The organism is Mesorhizobium captivum, from assembly GCF_033977165.1.
GTDB classification, from domain to species: domain Bacteria; phylum Pseudomonadota; class Alphaproteobacteria; order Rhizobiales; family Rhizobiaceae; genus Mesorhizobium; species Mesorhizobium captivum.
Map to the genome: position 1 here is coordinate 47235 of NZ_JAVIJB010000022.1, position 19329 is coordinate 66563.

18 protein-coding genes are annotated in these 19329 nt (G+C 62.8%); 9 read left to right on the plus strand and 9 right to left on the minus strand.

Annotation, left to right across the window (positions count from 1 at the left end):
* Positions 1-73: 73 nt before the first annotated feature.
* The 6 genes from RFM40_RS19230 to RFM40_RS19255 form a co-directional block, all read right to left on the minus strand.
* Positions 74-922, minus strand: coding sequence for a carbohydrate ABC transporter permease (locus RFM40_RS19230; protein ID WP_320227964.1), 849 nt, complete (start codon positions 920-922; stop codon positions 74-76).
* Complete coding sequence (locus RFM40_RS19235) at positions 919-1836, minus strand: carbohydrate ABC transporter permease (protein WP_320228006.1); 918 nt, start codon at positions 1834-1836, stop codon at positions 919-921. The genes RFM40_RS19230 and RFM40_RS19235 overlap by 4 nt, the downstream gene beginning before the upstream one ends.
* Positions 1837-1855: 19 nt before the next feature.
* Positions 1856-2947 carry an ABC transporter ATP-binding protein gene (locus RFM40_RS19240; protein ID WP_320227963.1) on the minus strand — a complete coding sequence of 364 codons (1092 nt, stop codon included), beginning with the start codon at positions 2945-2947 and terminating at the stop codon, positions 1856-1858.
* A 44-nt stretch (positions 2948-2991) separates the two neighbouring features.
* Complete coding sequence (arfA, locus tag RFM40_RS19245) at positions 2992-4503, minus strand: arabinosylfuranosidase ArfA (RefSeq protein WP_320227962.1); 1512 nt, start codon at positions 4501-4503, stop codon at positions 2992-2994.
* 183 nt (positions 4504-4686) lie between these two features.
* Positions 4687-5613, minus strand: coding sequence for an ArsR/SmtB family transcription factor (locus tag RFM40_RS19250; protein WP_320227961.1), 927 nt, complete (start codon positions 5611-5613; stop codon positions 4687-4689).
* Positions 5614-6121: 508 nt separating this feature from the next.
* Complete coding sequence (locus RFM40_RS19255; RefSeq protein ID WP_430691709.1) at positions 6122-6796, minus strand: GntR family transcriptional regulator; 675 nt, start codon at positions 6794-6796, stop codon at positions 6122-6124.
* Between the two features lie 306 nt (positions 6797-7102).
* Between RFM40_RS19255 and RFM40_RS19260 the strand changes: the two genes are divergently transcribed.
* Genes RFM40_RS19260 through atzF form a run of 8 tightly spaced genes read left to right on the plus strand, consistent with a single transcriptional unit; the run spans position 7103 to position 15437 of the window.
* Complete coding sequence (locus tag RFM40_RS19260) at positions 7103-8230, plus strand: BMP family ABC transporter substrate-binding protein (RefSeq protein WP_320227960.1); 1128 nt, start codon at positions 7103-7105, stop codon at positions 8228-8230.
* Between the two features lie 28 nt (positions 8231-8258).
* Entirely contained in the window at positions 8259-9374 is a 1116-nt protein-coding gene (locus RFM40_RS19265) for an ABC transporter permease (RefSeq protein WP_320228004.1), read from the plus strand.
* Positions 9374-10300 (plus strand): ABC transporter permease, encoded by a 927-nt coding sequence (locus RFM40_RS19270; protein ID WP_320227959.1) that lies wholly within the window; start codon positions 9374-9376, stop codon positions 10298-10300. Before RFM40_RS19265 ends, RFM40_RS19270 begins: the two co-directional genes overlap by 1 nt.
* Before the next feature lie 40 nt (positions 10301-10340).
* On the plus strand, positions 10341-11042 hold the full coding sequence (biuH, locus tag RFM40_RS19275) for a biuret amidohydrolase (RefSeq protein ID WP_320227958.1): 702 nt from the start codon (positions 10341-10343) through the stop codon (positions 11040-11042).
* A 10-nt stretch (positions 11043-11052) separates the two neighbouring features.
* Positions 11053-12585 carry an ABC transporter ATP-binding protein gene (locus tag RFM40_RS19280; RefSeq protein ID WP_320227957.1) on the plus strand — a complete coding sequence of 511 codons (1533 nt, stop codon included), beginning with the start codon at positions 11053-11055 and terminating at the stop codon, positions 12583-12585.
* Positions 12585-13253 (plus strand): cysteine hydrolase family protein, encoded by a 669-nt coding sequence (locus RFM40_RS19285; protein ID WP_320278025.1) that lies wholly within the window; start codon positions 12585-12587, stop codon positions 13251-13253. The genes RFM40_RS19280 and RFM40_RS19285 overlap by 1 nt, the downstream gene beginning before the upstream one ends.
* Positions 13246-13596, plus strand: coding sequence for a cupin domain-containing protein (locus tag RFM40_RS19290; protein WP_320227955.1), 351 nt, complete (start codon positions 13246-13248; stop codon positions 13594-13596). Before RFM40_RS19285 ends, RFM40_RS19290 begins: the two co-directional genes overlap by 8 nt.
* A complete protein-coding gene (gene atzF, locus RFM40_RS19295) occupies positions 13593-15437 on the plus strand; it encodes an allophanate hydrolase (RefSeq protein ID WP_320227954.1) in 1845 nt (614 codons plus the stop codon). Before RFM40_RS19290 ends, atzF begins: the two co-directional genes overlap by 4 nt.
* 180 nt (positions 15438-15617) lie before the next feature.
* Here atzF and RFM40_RS19300 read toward each other — a convergent pair whose 3' ends face one another.
* Positions 15618-16601, minus strand: coding sequence for an aldo/keto reductase (locus RFM40_RS19300; RefSeq protein ID WP_320278026.1), 984 nt, complete (start codon positions 16599-16601; stop codon positions 15618-15620).
* Between the two features lie 16 nt (positions 16602-16617).
* Positions 16618-16773 carry a YjiS-like domain-containing protein gene (locus tag RFM40_RS19305; protein ID WP_320227952.1) on the minus strand — a complete coding sequence of 52 codons (156 nt, stop codon included), beginning with the start codon at positions 16771-16773 and terminating at the stop codon, positions 16618-16620.
* A 233-nt stretch (positions 16774-17006) separates the two neighbouring features.
* Here RFM40_RS19305 and RFM40_RS19310 point away from each other — a divergent pair, with 233 nt between their 5' ends.
* Positions 17007-17876: a LysR family transcriptional regulator gene (locus tag RFM40_RS19310; protein WP_320278027.1), complete on the plus strand. Its 870-nt coding sequence runs from the start codon at positions 17007-17009 to the stop codon at positions 17874-17876.
* A gap of 221 nt (positions 17877-18097) precedes the next feature.
* On the opposite strand, the gene RFM40_RS19315 is transcribed toward RFM40_RS19310, so the two are convergent.
* Positions 18098-19327, minus strand: a complete 1230-nt coding sequence (locus tag RFM40_RS19315; protein WP_320278028.1) for a diaminopropionate ammonia-lyase — start codon at positions 19325-19327, stop codon at positions 18098-18100.
* Between the last annotated feature and the right edge of the window lie 2 nt (positions 19328-19329).

Consider the following 19329-nt stretch of genomic DNA (forward strand, 5'->3'; position numbering starts at 1 on the left):
CTGCGCCACTCCACGCTGGACTGGCTTCATGCTTCAATCGCTGCGGCGCACTCCCCGCCATCAGGCAATTTCGTCATCTCACCGCAGCGCCCGAGACGGCCGTGACGATGTATTTCTGGAAAAACAGGTAGACGATCAGGATCGGCGCGCCGGCGAACACCGCCTGCGCCATCAGGAAGCCGATGCCTTCGGACTGGGCGAAATTGGTCTGTGTCGAGGCCATGCCGACCGTCAGCGTGTACATATCCTTCTTGGTTGCCGAGATAAGCGGCCACAAGTAGTCGTTCCACGCGCCGAGGAAGGTGAAGATTCCAAGGGTTGCCTGAGCGGGCACCGTGAGCGGCAGAAGAATCTTCCAAAAAATCCTGAACCGGCTGGCATTGTCCAGCATGGCGGCTTCGTCGAGTTCCTTCGGGATGGCCTTGAAATACTGGGTCATCAGGAAGACGCCAAACGAAGCCGACAGGCCCGGGAGAATGAGCCCGTGATAGGTGTTGTGGAAGTTCAGCATGCTGAAGATCTGATGGCGGGCGACAAGCACCGCCTGTTCCGGAACCGCCAGACCGAAGAGCACGATCACGAACAGGATTCTTCGGCCGGGGAAATTCAGCCGCGCAAAGCCGTAGCCGGCGAGCGACGACAGGATCAGCGTTCCGAGTGTCAATCCGCCCGAGACGATGATGCTGTTGAACACCCAGACGAATACCGACGAGGTGCCGATGGTGTTGATGTAGTTCTTGAGCGTATAGGGCGCCTGAAACACCGAATTCGGATTTGCCATCAGCTCGGCATTTTCCTTGAGCGACAGGCCGATGACCCACAGAACCGGCGCGACCATGGCGATGGAAAGCAGGATGACCAGGAACAACAACACGCGGTCGCCGAATGCGCGTCCTTTGATCGAAATGGCCGGAGCCCTCATGTCCGATCTGCCTTGTTGCGTGTGACGAGGTACTGGGCCATGGCCGCGATCAGGATAAGGATGAACAGGATTTCCGACGCCGCCGCACCCATGCCCAGATCCCAGCGACGGAACGCGGTGTCATAGATGTAGAGCACGATCGGCTTGGTCAGGTTGTTGGGACCGCCGCGCGTCATCAGCCAGGCCTGGCCGAACAGCTGGAACTGCAGCACGATCTGGACGATGACCACCAGGATGAAGGTGCGCTTGATCGACGGCAGCGTAATCGAGCGTAACGTCTGCCAGCGATTGGCATTGTCGAGGGCCGCCGCTTCGTAAATATCCTGCGGAATCTGCTGGAGGGCCGAGAGAAAGAGCATCATCGGCAGGCCGATGCACCACCAGACGGTGGCAATGGCGATACCGATCATGGCAAGGCTTGGATCGGAAATGAAAGCCGGGGCAGTGGCACCGAACCATCCGTAGATGGTCGACAGCAGGCCGACATTCGGAATGAACACAATGCGCCAGATCAGTGTGACGATTGTGACCGACAGCACCGAGGAAGAAAAGAACAGGGTCCGCAGCACAGCGGCGGTGCGGGTACGGCGGTTGAGGCAAAGCGCGAGAAAAAGACCAATCAGTGCCAGCGTCGGCACCGTCAGAAGCACGAAGTAGAAGGTGTTCCAGACCGATTGCAGGAACACCTTGTCGTGAAACAGCCTGATATAATTGCCGAAACCGACAAAGTTTCCGGACGAGAAAGTGTCGGCCTTGTGGAAACTCAACCACATGCCCCAGAGCAGCGGGACGAGCAGCAGAGTCGTGAAGAAGAACAGGAATGGCGCAACGAAAATGAAGTTTCGCCATTGCGGCGCGTAGATATCGACGCTTGCGACTCTGACGCTGGCCGCTGGAGGCGTGGTCCGCGGCATCGCCGGCCGGTCACCCATATCAGACCTCCCTCGCGTGCCAGGCGCGGCCGTTCTCGCTGAACAGATGCGATTTCTGGCCGTCGAAGGCGAGCCCGACCTTGTGGCCGACCGCAACGCGGCTGTTGCCGACGTCCGAACCGACGATCTGTTGGCCATCGCCCAGCCGGGCGTAGATCAAGGTGCGTTCGCCGAGGCGCTCGAGCACATCCACCATGCCATCGGCATTGCCCTGTCCGGCGGGGACGATGCGCACATCTTCCGAACGGATGCCGAAAGTGTATTTGCCATCGGTCATCTGGTTGGAGGCGATCTCAGTTTGAACCGACATACCGTCCGCAAACCTCGCCGTGGCATTCCTGCCCGATCTGTCGAGCGTCGCCTCGACAAAATTCATCGCCGGTGCGCCGACGAAGCCTGCGACGAATTTGGTCGCGGGGCGCTCGTAGATCTCCATGGGAGAGCCGATCTGCTCGATCTTGCGATTGTTCATGACGACGATGCGGTCGGCGAGCGTCATCGCCTCGACCTGGTCGTGGGTCACGAAGATCATCGTCGATTGCAGGCGCTGGTGAAGCTGGGCAAGTTCGATGCGGGTACGGGTCCGCAAGGCCGCATCGAGATTGGAAAGCGGCTCGTCGAACAGGAAGGCCTTCGGCTCCTTTACGATCGCACGGCCGATGGCGACGCGCTGGCGCTGGCCGCCCGAGAGCTGGCCCGGCTTGCGCTCGAGCAAGTGCGCCATTTCGAGGATGCGGGCGGCCTCGTTTATCCGCGCGTCGATGACCTGGCGCGACATGCCGATATTCTCGAGCCCGAACGCCATGTTGTCGCGCACGCTCATGTGCGGATAAAGCGCATAGGACTGGAACACCATGGCAATGCCGCGCTTGCCCGGCGGCAGATGATCGATGCGTTCGTTGTTGATGGCAATCTCGCCGCTATCGACAGTTTCGAGGCCCGCTATCATGCGCAGAAGCGTCGATTTCCCGCAGCCAGACGGTCCAAGAAACACGATGAATTCGCGTGCCTTGATGGAGAGGGACAGATCGTCCAGCACCGTCATGGCACCGAAATGCTTGCTCACATTCCTGATCTCGATATCGGCCGTCACGTCGACGCTCCTCCTCGGCGCATGCACGACGATGCGCGTGAAAGTCAGAGCTTCAGGCGGATCATCTGGTAGGAATAGGGTGGCAGCGCCAGGCTCAGCTTGCTGCCCGCCACCGAGGCGCCGGTCCCCTTCTTGGGCCCGACATTGTTGGGGTTCTCGGCCGAATTGACGGCTTTCAGATCCGCGTGCGCCATCAGCTGATGGTCAACGATGTCAGCCGCGCCGAAGCCGGTGATGTCGATGACGGTTTCGATTTCCTCACTCGAATGGCGGTTGATGGCAAAGAAGGTGACATGTCCGGTTTCCGTGTCGTGCACGCCGGCGACGTCGACATAGGAGACGTCGCCCGCGACGGTGGACCTGTAGCTCGGGCTTTCCACCTTGAGATCCAGCGCATTGCCGCGGCCATAGATCGAGGCATAGAGATAAGGGTAGAAGATTGTCTGGCGCCATGCCGGGCCATTAGGAACGGTCATGATCGGCGCGATGACGTTGACCAGTTGCGCCAGGCACGCGATCTTGACCACGTCGGAACGACGGATGAAGGTGTTGAGGATCAGGCCAACCTGCAGCACGTCCTCGAAATTGTAGATGTCTTCGAGCAACGGCGGGGCGAAGGGCCAGCCGTCATTGCCGCCAAGGATCTTCTTGTCCTGTTCCTTGGAATGGTACCAGACGTTCCATTCGTCGAACGAGATGTAAACCTGCTTCTTGGAGCGCTTCTTGGCCTTGATATAGTCGATGACGCCGGCGACCGAGACGATGTATTCGTCGAGCTTCTCGCTCATGGCCAGATAGTTCGGCGCGTCATTCGCTTCGTTGTCGAAATACATGTGCAGCGAGATGTAGTCGACCTCGTTATAGGTGTGGTCGAGAACGGTCGCTTCCCATTCGGGGTAGGTCGGCATCTTGGCATTTGACGAGCCGCAGACCACGAGTTCGAGCGACTTGGAGAAGGCGCGCATCGCCTTGGCGGTCTCGTGGGCCAGGCGGCCATACTCGTCGGCGGTCTTGTGGCCGATCTGCCAGGGGCCGTCCATTTCGTTGCCAAGACACCAGAGCTTGACGTCAAAGGGCTCCTTGCGACCGTTGGCGATGCGCTTGTCGCTCCACTCGCTGCCGCCGGGATGATTGGTGTATTCCAGAAAGTTGCGGGCTTCGTCGAGGCCACGCGAGCCGAGATTGACGGCAAGCATCATCTCGGTGTTGGCCGAGGCGCACCAGTTGGCGAATTCGTGCAGTCCGACTTCGTTGCTCTCCGACGTGTGCCAGGCAAGGTCAAGGCGCACCGGGCGCTCTTCCTTGGGGCCGACGCCGTCTTCCCAATTGTAAGCGGACACGAAATTGCCGCCGGGATAGCGGACGATCGGAACATTGAGTTCCCTGACGAGATCGATGACGTCCCGACGCATGCCATTGTCATCCGCCGTCGCGTGGCCGGGCTCATAGATACCGGTGTAGACCGCCCGCCCAAGATGCTCGATAAAGGACCCATAGAGCCTCGGATCGATTTTCGAGACAACATAACGCGGATGCGCCGTAATCGCCGCCTTCATGCATTTCCTCCGACGGTATCATAAATGATGATTTAAATCATCTTATTCGATATCAAAGGGAAGCAAACTCCATTCGTCAAGCGAAAACCACCAAAAGTCTGACAATTGACTGACAATCACGGTCGCAAACGAAATCAACACATTGAAATCGCTGCGTTATTTTTTAGACCCGATTTGATGATATCAACCGGTTTTGATCCGGAGCAGGATGTCCTGGTCGTAATTTCCAAACCCCCTGCCGAAAATATTGATACCGCCGGGACGCTTGGCATCGTCCTTGACGCCAATACGGACCCGGATTGAATGATGGCCCTTGAGGTCGAGGGCGGCGAGGCTGGTTTCGGAAATCCTGACACCGTCGACATAGGTGCCGTCAGTGGAAATTCGCCAATTCTTCAGCTTGCCGTATTGTGAGCCCTTGAGCTTCCACCAGGAGGGCGTGAAGACGCCGCGCTTGTCGCCGAAATCGCCGGGTGACGTCCACGTTCCGGCATCGACGCCATTGATCGTCAGCGTGATGTCGGAGGGCCAATCGGCGCTGGTGCCAGGCACCTCCGAGGACAGCTCCACTACCAGTTCGAGCTCGGTAATCTCGGCGTTGGCGAGCTTGGCATTGTTGGGGAACTGATATTCGACAAAACCGCGCGTGAACCACAACAAACCAGCCTTCATACGGTCCGGATCGAGGAAAGTGTTGGGCACATCGAGCAGACCGATGATCCCGTCCGGCGAGCAAAGACCGCAGGGCGCGGTGACCTCGAATCCGGTGTAGAGCCCAATCGGCATCGACACTTCGATCGCGTCGTTCTTGAGCGAACGATACTCGCTCTTGAAGACCACGAGCACTTCCTCGGCGGTCGGGAAGCAGATTTTTTGGCTGCCCTTCTTCGCCTTCTGGTTCTCGGTACGGATCAGGCCAGCATCCTCGAGCACCTGTATATTCGTCGAGACCGTCGATTGCGGCAGCGACAGCAGGGCGGCGATGTCATTGACATTCATCGGCCCCTTCTCATGCAGCAGTTTCAGCATCGAGATGCGTGCCGAAGAGGCCAGGCCCTTGAGGACGGCAATGCCTTCCTCGGGTTCGATCACCAGGAAATTGCGACTCATGGATTTGCCAGCCTATGCAATCTATACCCGAAATCAGCTTGTATATCGGGATAATTGATTCAATCAATGCGCCGGCGCGACTCCATGCTACTTTTTGGTCGAGGGACCGCGGTGAAGCCATTTGCCATCACATCGGCATTGGAAGTTCAGATCGATTAGAAGAAAACGGAGGCACTCCCGGGCGCCTTCTGTGCCGCATACGGGGCGCATAGTGCGGACAAGGCGTAGGCAAAGGTAAGTTTTACCAAACAATTTCAACGACAATGGTGGCCCAGAGGATGTATAGAAGCTATTGCTTTCATTAACTTTTTCGCGAGCCAAAATTAGAGGCCATTCCGTATCGTCCGTATGATCTCCCCGATGATTTTACTACTGCGCGTGAATGGCCACGCCGTCCACCGTATTTCCGCTTCGCGCCGCATGTCTGCCATAGCGATCGGCTTGCCACCTCCTGGCAGACATCGTCTGCGACTACACGAAGATCGTGATTGCACCAGATACGGGACTTTCAGGCCACGTTCCGCCCAAACGTCTTGCGATCATCAGCCGCGAAAACGGCGCTCGCCTCGCTGACGATGGAAACGTGGTCCCTGGCGGCCTTGCCCGCAGCCGCGGCATCACCGCGCATGATCGCGGTGACGATCACATCGTGCTCCTGCCAGGATTTGGCGAGCCGGCCCGGCAGCATGAACTGGGCGCGGCGGAACGGCGCCAGCCGGCTACGCGTCACGACGGCCATTTCGTAGATATGGGCGTTGTGGGCGCCGCGATAGAGCCGGGTGTGGAACTCGGTGTTGAAATGCTCGTAGTCCTCCTCGGCGCTGAGTTGCACCATCCGCGCCGAGGCTTCGTGCTCGCTCTCCATCGCGCGGCGCTCGCTACCGGTCATGCGTTCGGCAGAGAACCGGGCGCAAATCGCCTCCAGTTCGGCCATGCTTTCGAACATCGCGGCGAGATGTTGCTGCGTTACCACGGCGACTATAGCGCCCCGGTTGGGCCGCCTCTCAACCAGTCCGATAGCGCTCAACTGGCCAAGCGCCTCGCGGACCGGCGTCCGCGAGACATCGAAGCGCGCGGCAAGCGAGACCTCGTCGAGCTTTTCGCCTGGGCGCAGATAGCCGGTGACGATGCGGTCTGCGATCGCCCTCACCATCTGATCCACGGTCGTGCCCGACCTGACCAGGCTGCGCTTTCCCGACACGTCTCCTCCGTCCAGTTTATCGTCCGTAGGCCCGCAAGCCGGACGTTCACAGGCTGATTCGACTCAGGCTGCATTTTCTGTATGCCTATATTTTGACCCCCATGTCAAATTGATCATTTCGAAGGCAATAAGTGCATGCACTTGCCTTGCCTTTATGCACGAGCGCTAAAGTCGCTCTTTGATTTTATTAAATAAACGGCGCTTTGAAACTGGCACAGTGATTGCATGCACTTTCTTGGCGAGACATCAACCGGCCCCAGATTGGGGTCCAAGAAGGGGAGCATTCACATGACCGAGAGATTCATGCTTAGCCGCCGCGATCTGCTCAAGACTTCGGCCGCCGGAGCGGCGCTCGGGCTGGCATCGGCAGCCTTTCCAATCCTTGCGGCACGCGCTGCCTCCGTCACAGTTGGCTTCATCTATGTCGGCCCGAAGGATGACTACGGCTATAACCAGGCGCATGCCGAGGGCGCCGCGACGCTAAAGTCCGTTGAAGGCATATCCATTGTCGAGGAGGAGAACGTTCCCGAGACGGTCGACGTCCAGAAGACGATGGAATCGATGATCAATCTCGACGGCGCGTCGCTGATTTTCCCGACCTCCTTCGGCTATTTTGACCCGCACATGCTCGCGCTGTGCGGAAAGTTCCCCGACGTCCAGTTCCGCCATTGCGGCGGCATGTGGAACAAGGACAAGCACCCGATGAACGCCGGTTCCTACTTCGGCTATATCGGCATGGGCCAGTATCTCAACGGCGTCGTCGCCGGTCACACCACCAAGTCGAAGAAGCTCGGCTTCGTCGCCGCCAAGCCGATCCCGCAGGTGCTGCTCAACATCAACTCCTTCCTGCTTGGCGCGCGTTCGGTCGATCCGGCGATCACCTGCCAGGTAATCTTCACCGGCGAATGGTCGCTGGCGGTGAAGGAGGCCGAGGCCACCAACGCGTTGGTCGATCAGGGCGCCGACGTCATCACCTGCCACGTCGACAGCCCGAAGGTGGTGGTCGAGACGGCCGCCGGACGCGGCGCCTTCGTCTGCGGCTACCACGCCAACCAGAGCCCGCTGGCGCCCGAAAAATACCTGACCGGCGCGGAATGGAACTGGGCCAAGGTCTACAAGATGTTCGTCGACGATCTCATCACCGGCGCCCCGCTGCCCAATTTCACGCGCGGCGGCCTGGCCGACGGCTTCGTCAAGATGAGCCCGCTCGGTCCCGCCGTCGGCGAAGCGGCGCGCAAGCAGTTCGACGGGACGCTGGCCGAAATGATGAAGGGCGGCTTCTCGGTCATCAAGGGTCCCCTGAAGAGCAACAAGGGCGCCGTCGTGGCCACCGCAGGCCAGGCCTTCGTGGAGACCGCCATCGAGCTCGAAAGCATGGACTATCTCATCGAGGGCGTCGTGGGCTCGACCGCCTGAACCGGACGGAGGCGGCAGCATGACAGACATGATGGCAGATGCCGGCGCGCCGACGACGTTCGGCGCCAGGGGCTATCCGGCGGCGCTCGAGTGGATCGCCAGGCGGGCGGAGGGCTTCGTCATTCCGCTCGCGGCGCTGATCGTCGGCATGGCGCTGTTCAGCCTGTTCATCTTGGCTGTCGGCAAATCGCCGGTGCAGCTCTACCAGACGATGTGGCGGGGCGGCTTCGGCTCCTGGTTCTCCATCCAGAACTCGCTGTCGCGCGGCGCGCCGCTGTTGCTGGCGGCGCTCTGCGTGGCGCTGCCGGCGCGCCTCGGCCTGGTCGTCATCGGCGGCGAAGGCGCGATCGTGCTCGGCGGCGTCGCCGCCGCTGCCATCGGCGTGGCGCTGGGCGGCGCCCCATCCTTCATCGTCATTCTTGCCATGGGCGTGGCGGGCATGGCCGCCGGCGGCATCTGGATAGGTGCCGTCGGCGTGCTACGCCATAATCGCGCCGTCAACGAGACCATTTCCAGCCTGCTGATGGCCTACATCGCCATCGCCCTGATGAACCACCTTGTGGAAGGGCCGCTACGCGACCCGGCCTCGCTCAACAAGCCCTCGACCCAGCCATTGGCCGACATCTACCGCGTTGCCAACATCCCCGGCATGGAGGTGCATTGGGGGCTCGTCGTTGGCATCCTCGCCTGCGTCCTCTCCTGGCTGCTGATCGAGAAGACGCGCTGGGGCTTCGCCGCCCGCATCGCCGGCGGCAACGTCAGGGCGGCACAGGTCCAGGGCCTTGCCGTCGGGCCGCTGATCGTCGGCTTTACCGCGCTCGCCGGCGGGTTCGCTGGCCTTGCCGGCATGCTGGAAGTCGCTGCCGTGCAAGGCAGCGCCAACGGCTCGCTTGCCGCCGGCTACGGCTATACAGGCATCCTCGTCGCCTTTCTTGCCCGCCACAATCCGCTGGCGATCATCCCGGTCGCGATCCTGCTCGGCGGCATCGACGCATCCGGCGGCCTGATCCAACGCCGCATGGACCTGCCCGACGCCACCGTGCTGGTGCTGCAAGGCATGCTGTTCATCGTCATCCTGTTCAGCGAGACCTTCTACGGCCGCTTCAAGCTCTTCAACCCGGACCTCTGGCAGAGGAGCGCCTGATGGACGCGACCGGCATCGGGCTCTGGGGCGTTCCGCTCGCCATCCTCGGCGGCGCCATCCGCGTCTCCACTCCCTTCATCTTCGTCTCGCTCGGCGAAGCCATCACCGAGCGCTCCGGCCGCATCAATCTCGGCCTCGAGGGCACGCTGGTGTTCGGCGCCATGACCGCCTACGCGGTGGCGGTGATGACCGGCTCGCCCTGGCTCGGCCTGCTGGCCGCCTCCGCCGCCGGCCTCTGTTTCGGCCTCTTCCACGGCTGGATCTGCAAATTCCCGAAGGTCAACGACATCGCCATCGGCATCGCCCTGATGCTGTTCGGCTCGGGCCTCGCCTTCTTCTTCGGCAAGCCGTTCATCCAGCCCTCGGCGCCGGACCTACCGGCGATCCCCTTCGGCGCCTGGTCCGACATCCCGCAGGTACAGGCAGCACTCAACGTCAACGTTCTGTTCCTGATCGGTGCCGCCCTCGCCGTCTTGCTCTGTTGGGCCTTCCGCAACACGCGCGTCGGCCTGATCGTGCGTGTGGTCGGCGACAGTTCGAATGCCGCGCGCGCCATGGGCCTCAACCCGAACACGGTTCGCCTCCTCGCCACCGGCGTCGGCGGCGCGCTCGCCGGTATCGGCGGCGCCTATCTGTCGCTCTACTATCCCGGCAGCTGGACCGAACGCGTCTCGTCCGGCCAAGGGCTGATGGCGGTGGCGCTGGTCATCTTCGCGCGCTGGAATCCGCTCGGCTGCTTCGCCGCCGCGCTCTTGTTCGGCGGCGCCGGCGCGCTCGGCCCGGCGCTGCAATCGGTGGGCGTCACGCAGGGCTACTACCTCTTCTATGCCGCGCCCTACATCCTCACCCTCATCATCATGATCGCCACCTCGTCGCCAAGCCGCACCCTCGCCGGCGCGCCCGGCGAACTGTCGATCACCAAATGACTGCGTCCCAGGAAGCGCTCGCAAGACCGGAGTTTTCGCCATGAACGCCAGAGCCGAGATCACCCAGCGCTACATCGATGCCGATCCCTATCCCTGGCCCTACAATGGCGATCTGAGGCCGGACAACACGGCGCTGATCGTCATCGACATGCAGACCGACTTCTGCGGCTCGGGCGGCTATGTCGACCATATGGGATACGACCTGTCGCTGGTCCGGGCGCCGATCGAGCCGATCAAGTCGGTGCTGTCGGCCATGCGGGCCAAGGGCTATACCATCATCCACACGCGCGAGGGCCACCGCCCGGACCTCGCCGACCTGCCCGCCAACAAGCGCTGGCGCTCGCGCCGCATCAATGCCGGCATCGGCGACCTTGGCCCCTGCGGGCGCATCCTGGTGCGCGGCGAGCCGGGCTGGGACATCATCCCCGACCTCTATCCGGCCGAGGGGGAACCGATTATCGACAAGCCCGGCAAGGGTTCGTTCTGCGCCACCGATCTCGAGTTGATCCTCAACCAGCGCGGCATCGACAACGTCGTGCTCACCGGCATCACCACCGACGTTTGCGTGCACACCACCATGCGCGAGGCGAACGACCGCGGCTTCGAATGCGTGATGCTGGAGGATTGCTGCGGAGCGACCGACTACGACAACCATCTGGCGGCGATCAAGATGATCAAGATGCAGGGCGGCGTGTTCGGCGCGGTGTCGAATTCCGCTGCGCTCGTTGCCCAGCTGCCTTGAGGAGCCGGCGATGAGCGGACCTTCACAGGGCAAGGCGATCGGCGTCGAGACGATCGGCATGACCATGCGCTTCGGTGCTTTCACGGCACTCGACGACGTCTCGATCAAAGTGCCTGCCGGGTCCTTCCACGCGCTGCTCGGCGAGAACGGCGCCGGCAAGTCGACGCTGGTTAAATGCATGATGGGTTTTTACCAGCCGACATCGGGCGACATGCTGGTCGACGGACGCGAAGCGACGATCGCCAGCCCCAGGGATGCCTCGGCGCTCGGCCTCGGCATGGTCTATCAGCATTTCACGCTCGTCCCCTCGCTGACGGGCGCCGAGAACCTCGTCATCTCGCGCGAAAAGGTGCCCGGCGTCATCGACTGGCGCAAGGAGCGCACAGCACTGGCCGCCTTCATGGAGCGCATGCCGTTCAAGCTGCCGCTCGACGTCAAGGTGGCCGAACTTGCCGCCGGCGAGAAGCAGAAGCTGGAGATCATCAAGCAGCTCTATCTCGGCCGCAATTTCCTGGTGCTGGACGAGCCAACATCCGTGCTCACTCCAGGCGAGGCGCAGGAAGTGCTCGGCCTGGTGCGCGGCATGACCAGGGCCGGCGACCTCACGGTGCTGATGATCTCGCACAAATTCCACGAGGTGACCGCATTCGCCGACGACATCACGGTGCTGCGCAAGGGCAGGCTCACCGGGGCCGGTAAGGTCTCCGATCTCTCGCACGCGGAGATGGCGGCGATGATGATCGGCGACCAGCCGATCGCGGCCCTCGACAGCCGCGCCGAACCGAAGCCGGACGCCGAGATCGTGCTCAAGGTCACGGCGCTGAGAGCGCCGGACCGCACTGGCCTCAAATCGATCAACATCGCGGATCTCGGCGTGCGCTCCGGCGAGATCGTTGGCATCGCCGGCATTTCCGGCAATGGCCAGAAGGAATTCCTGGAGGTGCTGGCCGGGCAGCGCGCCCGCGACGCCGGCCAAGTCATGGTTCGCGGCGCCGCCTACGCGGCGACGCGCTCGGAGGCGCGCGCGCTCAACGTCCGCCTCATCCCGGAGGAGCCTCTGAAGAATGCCTGCGCGCCGAGGATGACGGTGGCCGAGAACATTGCCTTCCGCACCTTCGACGTCGACGGCAACGGCAAGCCGGTGAGTTGGGTTAGCGCCGGCGCCATCAAGTCCTTCAGCGCTCGCCTGGTCGAGCAGTTCAAGGTCAAGACGGCGTCGCTCTCCTCGCCCATCGCCTCGCTATCGGGCGGCAATGTGCAGCGCGCGGTGCTCGCCCGCGAGCTGACGGGCGAAGTCGACCTACTGATCGTGTCGAACCCATGCTTCGGCCTCGACTTTTCCGCCGTCGCCGAAATCCGCGCCCGCATCATGAAGGCGCGCAATGCGGGCGCCGCGGTGCTCTTGATGTCGGAAGACCTCGACGAGCTGCTGGAGCTGTCCGATCGCATCCTCGTCATGTCCGACGGCGCGCTGGTCTACGAGACTCCGATCGCGCAGGCGAGCGTGCAGATGATTGGCGAGCATATGGCGGGCCACCACTGATGGCGGAAATCGCAGCCCTGCCCTTCGCCTTTGGCTTCAACCCCGGGACGACGGCGCTCATCGTCATCGACATGCAGCGCGACTTCGCCGAAGCGGGCGGCTTCGGCGCCAGCCTCGGCAACGACGTCAGCCGGGTGGTGGCGATCGTGCCGACCGTGAAGCGGCTGATCGAGGGTTTTCGCGCCGCCGGCCTGCCGGTGATCCACACTATGGAGTGCCACAGGCCGGATCTTTCGGACCTGCCGCCAGCCAAGCGCGACCGCGGCAGTCCCTCGATCCGCATCGGCGACGTCGGCCCGATGGGGCGCGTGCTGATCGCCGGCGAACCCGGCACCGCGATCCTCGACGAGCTCGCGCCCCTGCCCGGCGAGATCGTCATCGAGAAGCCCGGCAAGGGTGCTTTCTACGCGACTGCACTCAACCATGACCTCAAGCGGCTCGGCGCCCGCCAGCTGGTCTTTGCCGGCGTGACGACGGAAGTCTGCGTGCAGACGACGATGCGCGAGGCCAACGACCGGGGCTATGAGTGCCTGGTCGCCGAGGATGCGACGGAAAGCTACTTTCCCGAATTCAAGGCAGCGGCTCTGGCCATGATCAGGGCGCAAGGCGCGATCGTCGGTTGGACGGCGACGACCGAACAGGTGCTCGAGGGAATCGCGAATGCCTAATCTTGCCTTTGCCGGCCTGCTCGACGTCGCCTGGCGTGATCTGGCGTTCGAGCCTTTCCGCGATGGCGTGACGGTGCACTGGTTGCTCAAGGGCGGACCGGTCGAACCGTCGGTGGCGCTTCTCAAATACCAGCCGGGCGCCGGCGTGCCGCGCCATCGCCATGCCGGGTTGGAGACCATCGTCGTGCTGGAAGGCATCCAGAGCGACGAGAACGGCGACTATCCCTCCGGCAGCGTCGTCTTGAACCCGGTCGGCACAGAGCATTCGGTGTGGACGAGAGATGGCTGCGTCGTGCTGATCCAATGGGACCTGCCGGTGATCATTCTGGGGGAGACGGGATGAGCGACATCCGCTTTGACATCGGCAGCCTGCACGCGGCCTATCGGGCTGGTACCGGGGTCGCGGAGGTGGTCGACGCTGTCTATGCCCGCCTCGCCGCCGCCGACGATCCCGGCATCTTCATCCATCTGCCCGACAAAAGGATACTGCTGGCGGCGGCCGCCGCCCTCGGCCCGTTCGATCCGGTGGCGAAACCGCTCTGGGGCATTCCCTTCGCCGTCAAGGACAACATCGACGTCGCCGGCATGCCGACGACGGCGGCCTGTGCCGAATATACCTATTGGCCGGACAGAGACGCCACGGTGGTGGCACGGCTGAAGGCGGCCGGGGCGCTGGTCGTCGGCAAGACCAATCTCGACCAGTTCGCCACCGGGCTTGTCGGCGTGCGCACGCCCTGGCCGATTCCGCGCAACGCCATTGACGAGGACCTGGTGCCCGGCGGTTCCTCCTCGGGCTCGGCGGTGGCGACGGCGCGCGGCATCGTCTCTTTCGCGCTCGGCACCGACACCGCTGGCTCCGGACGCATTCCGGCCGGCCTCAACAACATTGTCGGGCTGAAGCCGACCGTCGGCGCCCTGTCGACGACAGGCGTGGTGCCGGCCTGCCGGACGCTCGACTGCGTCTCGGTCTTCGCCCTAACCGTCGATGATGCCTTCGCCGTGCTCAGCGCCGCCTCCGGTTTCGATCCGACCGATCCCTATTCCAAGGCGGTTCCGACAGGACCACTCGGACCGCGCCCGCCCGCACTGACCGTCGGCGTTCCAGCCGCTGCGGACCGGAAATTCTTCGGGGATGCTTCGATGCAGGCGGGTTTCGAGGCCGCTCTCGCCACGCTGGAGGGACTCGGCGCCCGACTTGTCGAAGTACCGTTCGGCGATTTCTATGCCACCGCCGATCTGCTCTACGAAGGCGCCTGGGTTTCGGAGCGCTATGCGGCGATCCGTGATTTCTTCGAGGAGAATGAAGCGGCGCTCCATCCTGTCACGCGCAAGATCATCGGCGGCGCCAGAAACCTGTCGGCCGCCGACGCCTTCCGCGGGCTCTATGCCTTGCAGGCCTGTAAGGCGCTGCTCGCCCCGGTCATCGCCTCCGTCGACCTTTTTTGCGTGCCTACCGCGCCGACCCACTACACGATCGATGCCGTGCTTGCCGATCCGATCGCAACCAACAGCCGGCTGGGCACCTATACCAACTTCGTCAATCTGCTCGACATGTGCGGCATCGCCGTGCCAACCAGCAAGCGCGACGACGGCCTGCCGATGAGCGTTACCCTGCTGGCCGCCGCGGGGCGCGATACGCTGACGACGGCGCTTGCCCGCGACCTGCATGCGGCGAGCGGCCTGCCGCTCGGCGCCACGGCTTGGCCTCAACCCGGCCCGCAGCCAGCGGCCACTCCGGCTGGCGACGGCATGATCGACCTTGTGGTGGTCGGCGCGCATCTGTCGGGGATGCCGCTCAGCTGCCAGCTCGCCGAACTCGGCGCGCAATTCCTACGGGAGACCAGGACCGCCGCCGCCTACAGGCTCTATGCCTTGGCTGGCCAGTCCGTGCCAAAGCCCGGCCTAATCCGTGTCGCCGAAGGCGGCATGCCGATCGATGTCGAGGTCTGGCGACTTTGCCACGAAGCCTTCGGCCGTTTTGTTGCAGCCATTCCTGCGCCGCTTGGCATCGGCACCATCGAACTCGAAGACCGCAGTTCGGCCAAGGGTTTCCTGGTCGAAACCGTGGGCTTGCTAGACGCTTCCGACATCTCGTCATTCGGCGGCTGGCGCCGCTTTGTTGGCGGTAAACCTATCCGCGAGGGTGATGAGCAGTCGAATCGGCCGCCTGTGATTTCTGCCTGATCGCGTTCCTGCATGAGCACCTGCTTTGAAATTTGCGAAGGCAAGGGCCGATATGAGTTAGTTCACGACCCGACTCGACAGGTTGAACGACCGATATCGTGAAGAGTTTCGGGCGCCGGCAGGCATAGGAAAGTCCTAGAGCGGGCATTTGCACGTCGCCGCGCCGAAGCTGTCTGGACACTAAGCGGTCTCGGCAATATTCAGCACGGCGTCGATCTCGGCCATTACCGCCGCCGGCAGCGGCCCTTTTTCCAGCGCACCGAGATTGTCCTCGACCTGCTCGGGCCGCGTGAAGCCGGGAACCGGCAAGGCGATCGCCGACTTGGCGAGGATCCAGCCCAGCGCGCCCTGTGCAAGCGTGCGCCCGCCCGAGGTGAGCAGGTCGCGGATTGCCGCGAGCCTTGACAGATATTGCGGGTTGGCGGCGCCATCCCTGAAAAACACCATCCATTCGGCGTTCCCGCCGCGCACGTCGTCGGCGGGCAGCTTCATGGCCGGCGTGTATTTACCGGTGAGCAGCCCCATGGCCAGGGGCAGCCGGCTGAACGAGACGAGGTTCTCGCGCGCCGCAACGGCCATCAGCTCGTTCGCCGGGGTAAACACATTGAAGTCGTTCTCTACGGCGACGAAACCCTCGCGCGGCGCGTAGGCAGCAAGCCGTTCGCTGTGATCGGTGCTCCAGCCGAAGCCACCGATTTTGCCCTCCTGGTGCAATTGGCCGAGCGTATCGAACACCTCGCCGGCGCGCTCGATCGGGTACTCGTTGATATGCAGCAGCGCGACGTCGATACAATCGCGCTGCAGGCGCTGCCGCGAATTGTCGATCGAAGTCCGGATCGCCGCGGCGGAGGCATCCTCGGGAGCGATCTTCCGCGTTTCGGGATCGCCGAAATAGCCGACTTTGGTGACGATAACGGCGTCGTCCTTGCCCTTCAACGCCCGCCCGAGGATCAGTTCGGCATTGCCGGCGCCATAGGCGGCAGCTGTGTCGAATACCCGCGCGCCGATGTCATAGGCCAATGCCAGCGCGGCTTGCGACCTGACATCGTCGACCTCGCCGTAGATGGTCGCCGTGTCACGCCAGCGCGCAGCGCCACCTGCCGCCCAGGTGCCGATCCCCATGCGCGGAACCGAGCGGCCATCCCAAAGCTCCATCATCTGCATCCCCGCCTCCATTATCTTAACGACGCAGGCTGGCGTGGCGGGCACGTTCGCGGATCTCATCGCGAGAAATGCCGGCATCCACCAGTGTGCTGTCCGGGGCCTGCCGCAAGCTCGCAAGCGTCTGGCGATAGGCAAGCCAGCGGACGAAACGGTGTCGAAGTTCATACAGCATTGTCGTCTCCTTTGGCGCGGAATCCCCCGCCCGCTTGGGTCACTCGAATGCGCAAAGCATCCGCACAAACCCATACGCGATCGAACGAATTGTGCTGGCGTCCTGGCCGTTCGAGAGGCTTGTCACTGTCGCGCCAGGCAAGATTGTCCAACGCCTGCAATGCCTGCATACTTGCGTCTAATACCCGCTTCGCGCTACAGCCACGGTCGCAAGGAGTTTTTCATTTCTGCAAAATGGATATCGACTGGGACGATCTGAGGTTGTTTCTGGACGTCGCGCGGCTGGGTGGCTTGAGCGCAGCGACGGGAACCACGCGCCTCAGCGCGGCTACCCTTGGACGACGCGTCACCGCGCTCGAAAAGCAGGTCGGCGAACCATTGTTCGTGCGTCAGCAGACCGGCTACCGGCTGACCCCGGTCGGGGAAGAACTGCTGCGGCGCGCCGAAGACGTCGAGGCTGCGATGCAGTCGCTGACCCGCTGGCGCGAGGGAAGCCTGCCCGACCGCATTGTCCGCATCTCGGCCGGGCCATGGACCTCGGCCTTCGTTTCCGCCCATATCGGCGAGATCTGGACGGTCGATGACGGCATCAGGGTGGAGTTCGTCACCACCACCCACCGGGTCGACATCGGACGCCGTGCCGCCGACATCGGCATCCGCAACGAGCGCCCGACCGAACAGTGGCTGGCCGGTCGTCAGAGCGGCAAGGTCGCCCACGCCATCTATTCCGGACGCCACCTGATCAACGGCATCGCCGCCGGGTTGTTCGTCGGCGTCACCGGCGAAGGGGCAAACGTTGCTTCGGCGCGCTGGCTGCAAGCCCATCACGGCGACCGCATCGCCGTGCGCGGCAACAACACCCATTCGGTGCGCGAACTGGTGGCCGCTGGCGCCGGCCTTTCGATCTTTCCATGCTTCGTGGGTGACAGCGATCCGCGGCTGGTTCGCGTCGCTCAGCCTATCCCCGAACTCGAAACCGACCAATGGATTGTTACCCATCACGAGGAACGTCACTCCCCGCCGGTACGAAAAGTAGCCGATCGGGTTACCGCCTTGATGCGGGCGCACCAACCGCTGTTTCGCGGCGAGACGCCGATCCGGTAAGCCTCAGGCGTCGATCGGCCGCCAGTTGAAGCCGCAAGCTGGCCCGCTCATGCCCTGGCCGGGCTCCAGCGCCTCCAGACCTTGGTCGAGATGGTCGTCGACCGCATGCGACACCGGTTCTCGACCATATTGTGCAGGCCAAGGACAAGGGCGAGCTATCTTTTCCCACAGCAAGCATCAATTCGAAAATAGGAACTCAGCGCGTTACCGCCCGGTGCTCGTCAACGACCGCCCTGGCGGTCAAAAACGGCCTCCGGTGTCGAGCCGACGATCCTGGTGTATATCCCGGGATCAGTCGCACCTTCGCATCCGAACAGCAGGACGCGACTCGACGCGTCGAGCCCCAAGGCTCTCTTCAACGCATCGTCGGTTAGGCATTTGATGAGTATGCCTGTGCTTCCGGCCGCCGACTCCCCGCACACGATCGGGACGTCACCGCCGCCATCCGCCAAGGCGCGCATTCCGTCCTCGGCCCAATCATCCGGTATCGTGACGAAGTCGCTAACGAGCCAATCCAACAGTGTCCAGGCAGCGGGAGAAACCTCGCGGCATGCGAGGCCCGCCATGATGGTTCTCAGGGTTCCCGCCGACGGCGTCGGACCGCCCGCCTTCGCGCTTTGGTAGCAACAATCCGCCTCCGAGGGTTCCACGACAACAAACCGCGGGAGACTCGCTTTAAGCCGCTGCGCAATTCCCAGAAACACGGCAGCAGGAATGCTGCCGACCCCGGCCGCCATGAAGACATGGGTGATCCCATCCAGGGACGGCACTTGCGCGATGGCTTCCTCCACCATCACCATGTAACCGCTCATGACATTGCGTGGGAGGCTCGCCCGGTAATCGTCCCATGACGTGCTGGAAACGAAACTCCATCCATTCATGCGGGCATCTTCCTTGGCGCGATTTACCGAGGCCTCATATTCTCCGTCCACGCGGATGACGATCGCTCCGTAGGCTTCCATGGCATCCTTCCGAGCGGCGCTGACGTGGCCATGGATGTAAACCACACATCGGCACCCGAATGTCTTGGCCGCGAATGCCAAGCCCTTGCCCTGGTTACCATCGGTCGCAACGCAGACCGTGATACGCCCGGTGATCTCCCGGAACTCTCCGGTTCGCAATTGCGCCGACGTCGGCCGTCTGCCCGTTTCATTCTCGACTGCGTCGGCCAGCAAGACCGACACGGCGTAGGGCGCACCCAAGGCTTTGAAACTGCCTAACTGGCGGCCGAAGCGCTGACTCTCGTCCTTGAAGAACAGTTCTCCCAGCCCCAGACGCCTGGCAGTCTTGGCTAAGCTATGCAGTGGTTGCTCGCCGTATTCAGGCCAGGATCTGATCTCGCCGACGGCGCGCTCCCAGCCCGAGAGGTTCGCGACGGAACTGGCGGCGCGCTCTTCGGCCTCAGGAGAGAGACGCCGAGGGTTGGCAAAATGGGCGAAACTCGATTCCATGG

Bases quoted from the DNA above. Each gene is read 5' to 3' on its own strand.
- RFM40_RS19230 (WP_320227964.1), bottom strand. From the start codon at position 922: ATGAGGGCTCCGGCCATTTCGATCAAAGGACGCGCATTCGGCGACCGC.
- RFM40_RS19235 (WP_320228006.1), bottom strand. From the start codon at position 1,836: ATGCCGCGGACCACGCCTCCAGCGGCCAGCGTCAGAGTCGCAAGCGTC.
- arfA (WP_320227962.1), bottom strand. From the start codon at position 4,503: ATGAAGGCGGCGATTACGGCGCATCCGCGTTATGTTGTCTCGAAAATC.
- RFM40_RS19250 (WP_320227961.1), bottom strand. From the start codon at position 5,613: ATGAGTCGCAATTTCCTGGTGATCGAACCCGAGGAAGGCATTGCCGTC.
- RFM40_RS19260 (WP_320227960.1), top strand. From the start codon at position 7,103: ATGACCGAGAGATTCATGCTTAGCCGCCGCGATCTGCTCAAGACTTCG.
- RFM40_RS19265 (WP_320228004.1), top strand. From the start codon at position 8,259: ATGATGGCAGATGCCGGCGCGCCGACGACGTTCGGCGCCAGGGGCTAT.
- RFM40_RS19270 (WP_320227959.1), top strand. From the start codon at position 9,374: ATGGACGCGACCGGCATCGGGCTCTGGGGCGTTCCGCTCGCCATCCTC.
- biuH (WP_320227958.1), top strand. From the start codon at position 10,341: ATGAACGCCAGAGCCGAGATCACCCAGCGCTACATCGATGCCGATCCC.
- RFM40_RS19280 (WP_320227957.1), top strand. From the start codon at position 11,053: ATGAGCGGACCTTCACAGGGCAAGGCGATCGGCGTCGAGACGATCGGC.
- RFM40_RS19285 (WP_320278025.1), top strand. From the start codon at position 12,585: ATGGCGGAAATCGCAGCCCTGCCCTTCGCCTTTGGCTTCAACCCCGGG.
- RFM40_RS19290 (WP_320227955.1), top strand. From the start codon at position 13,246: ATGCCTAATCTTGCCTTTGCCGGCCTGCTCGACGTCGCCTGGCGTGAT.
- atzF (WP_320227954.1), top strand. From the start codon at position 13,593: ATGAGCGACATCCGCTTTGACATCGGCAGCCTGCACGCGGCCTATCGG.
- RFM40_RS19300 (WP_320278026.1), bottom strand. From the start codon at position 16,601: ATGCAGATGATGGAGCTTTGGGATGGCCGCTCGGTTCCGCGCATGGGG.
- RFM40_RS19305 (WP_320227952.1), bottom strand. From the start codon at position 16,773: ATGCTGTATGAACTTCGACACCGTTTCGTCCGCTGGCTTGCCTATCGC.
- RFM40_RS19310 (WP_320278027.1), top strand. From the start codon at position 17,007: ATGGATATCGACTGGGACGATCTGAGGTTGTTTCTGGACGTCGCGCGG.
- RFM40_RS19315 (WP_320278028.1), bottom strand. From the start codon at position 19,327: ATGGAATCGAGTTTCGCCCATTTTGCCAACCCTCGGCGTCTCTCTCCT.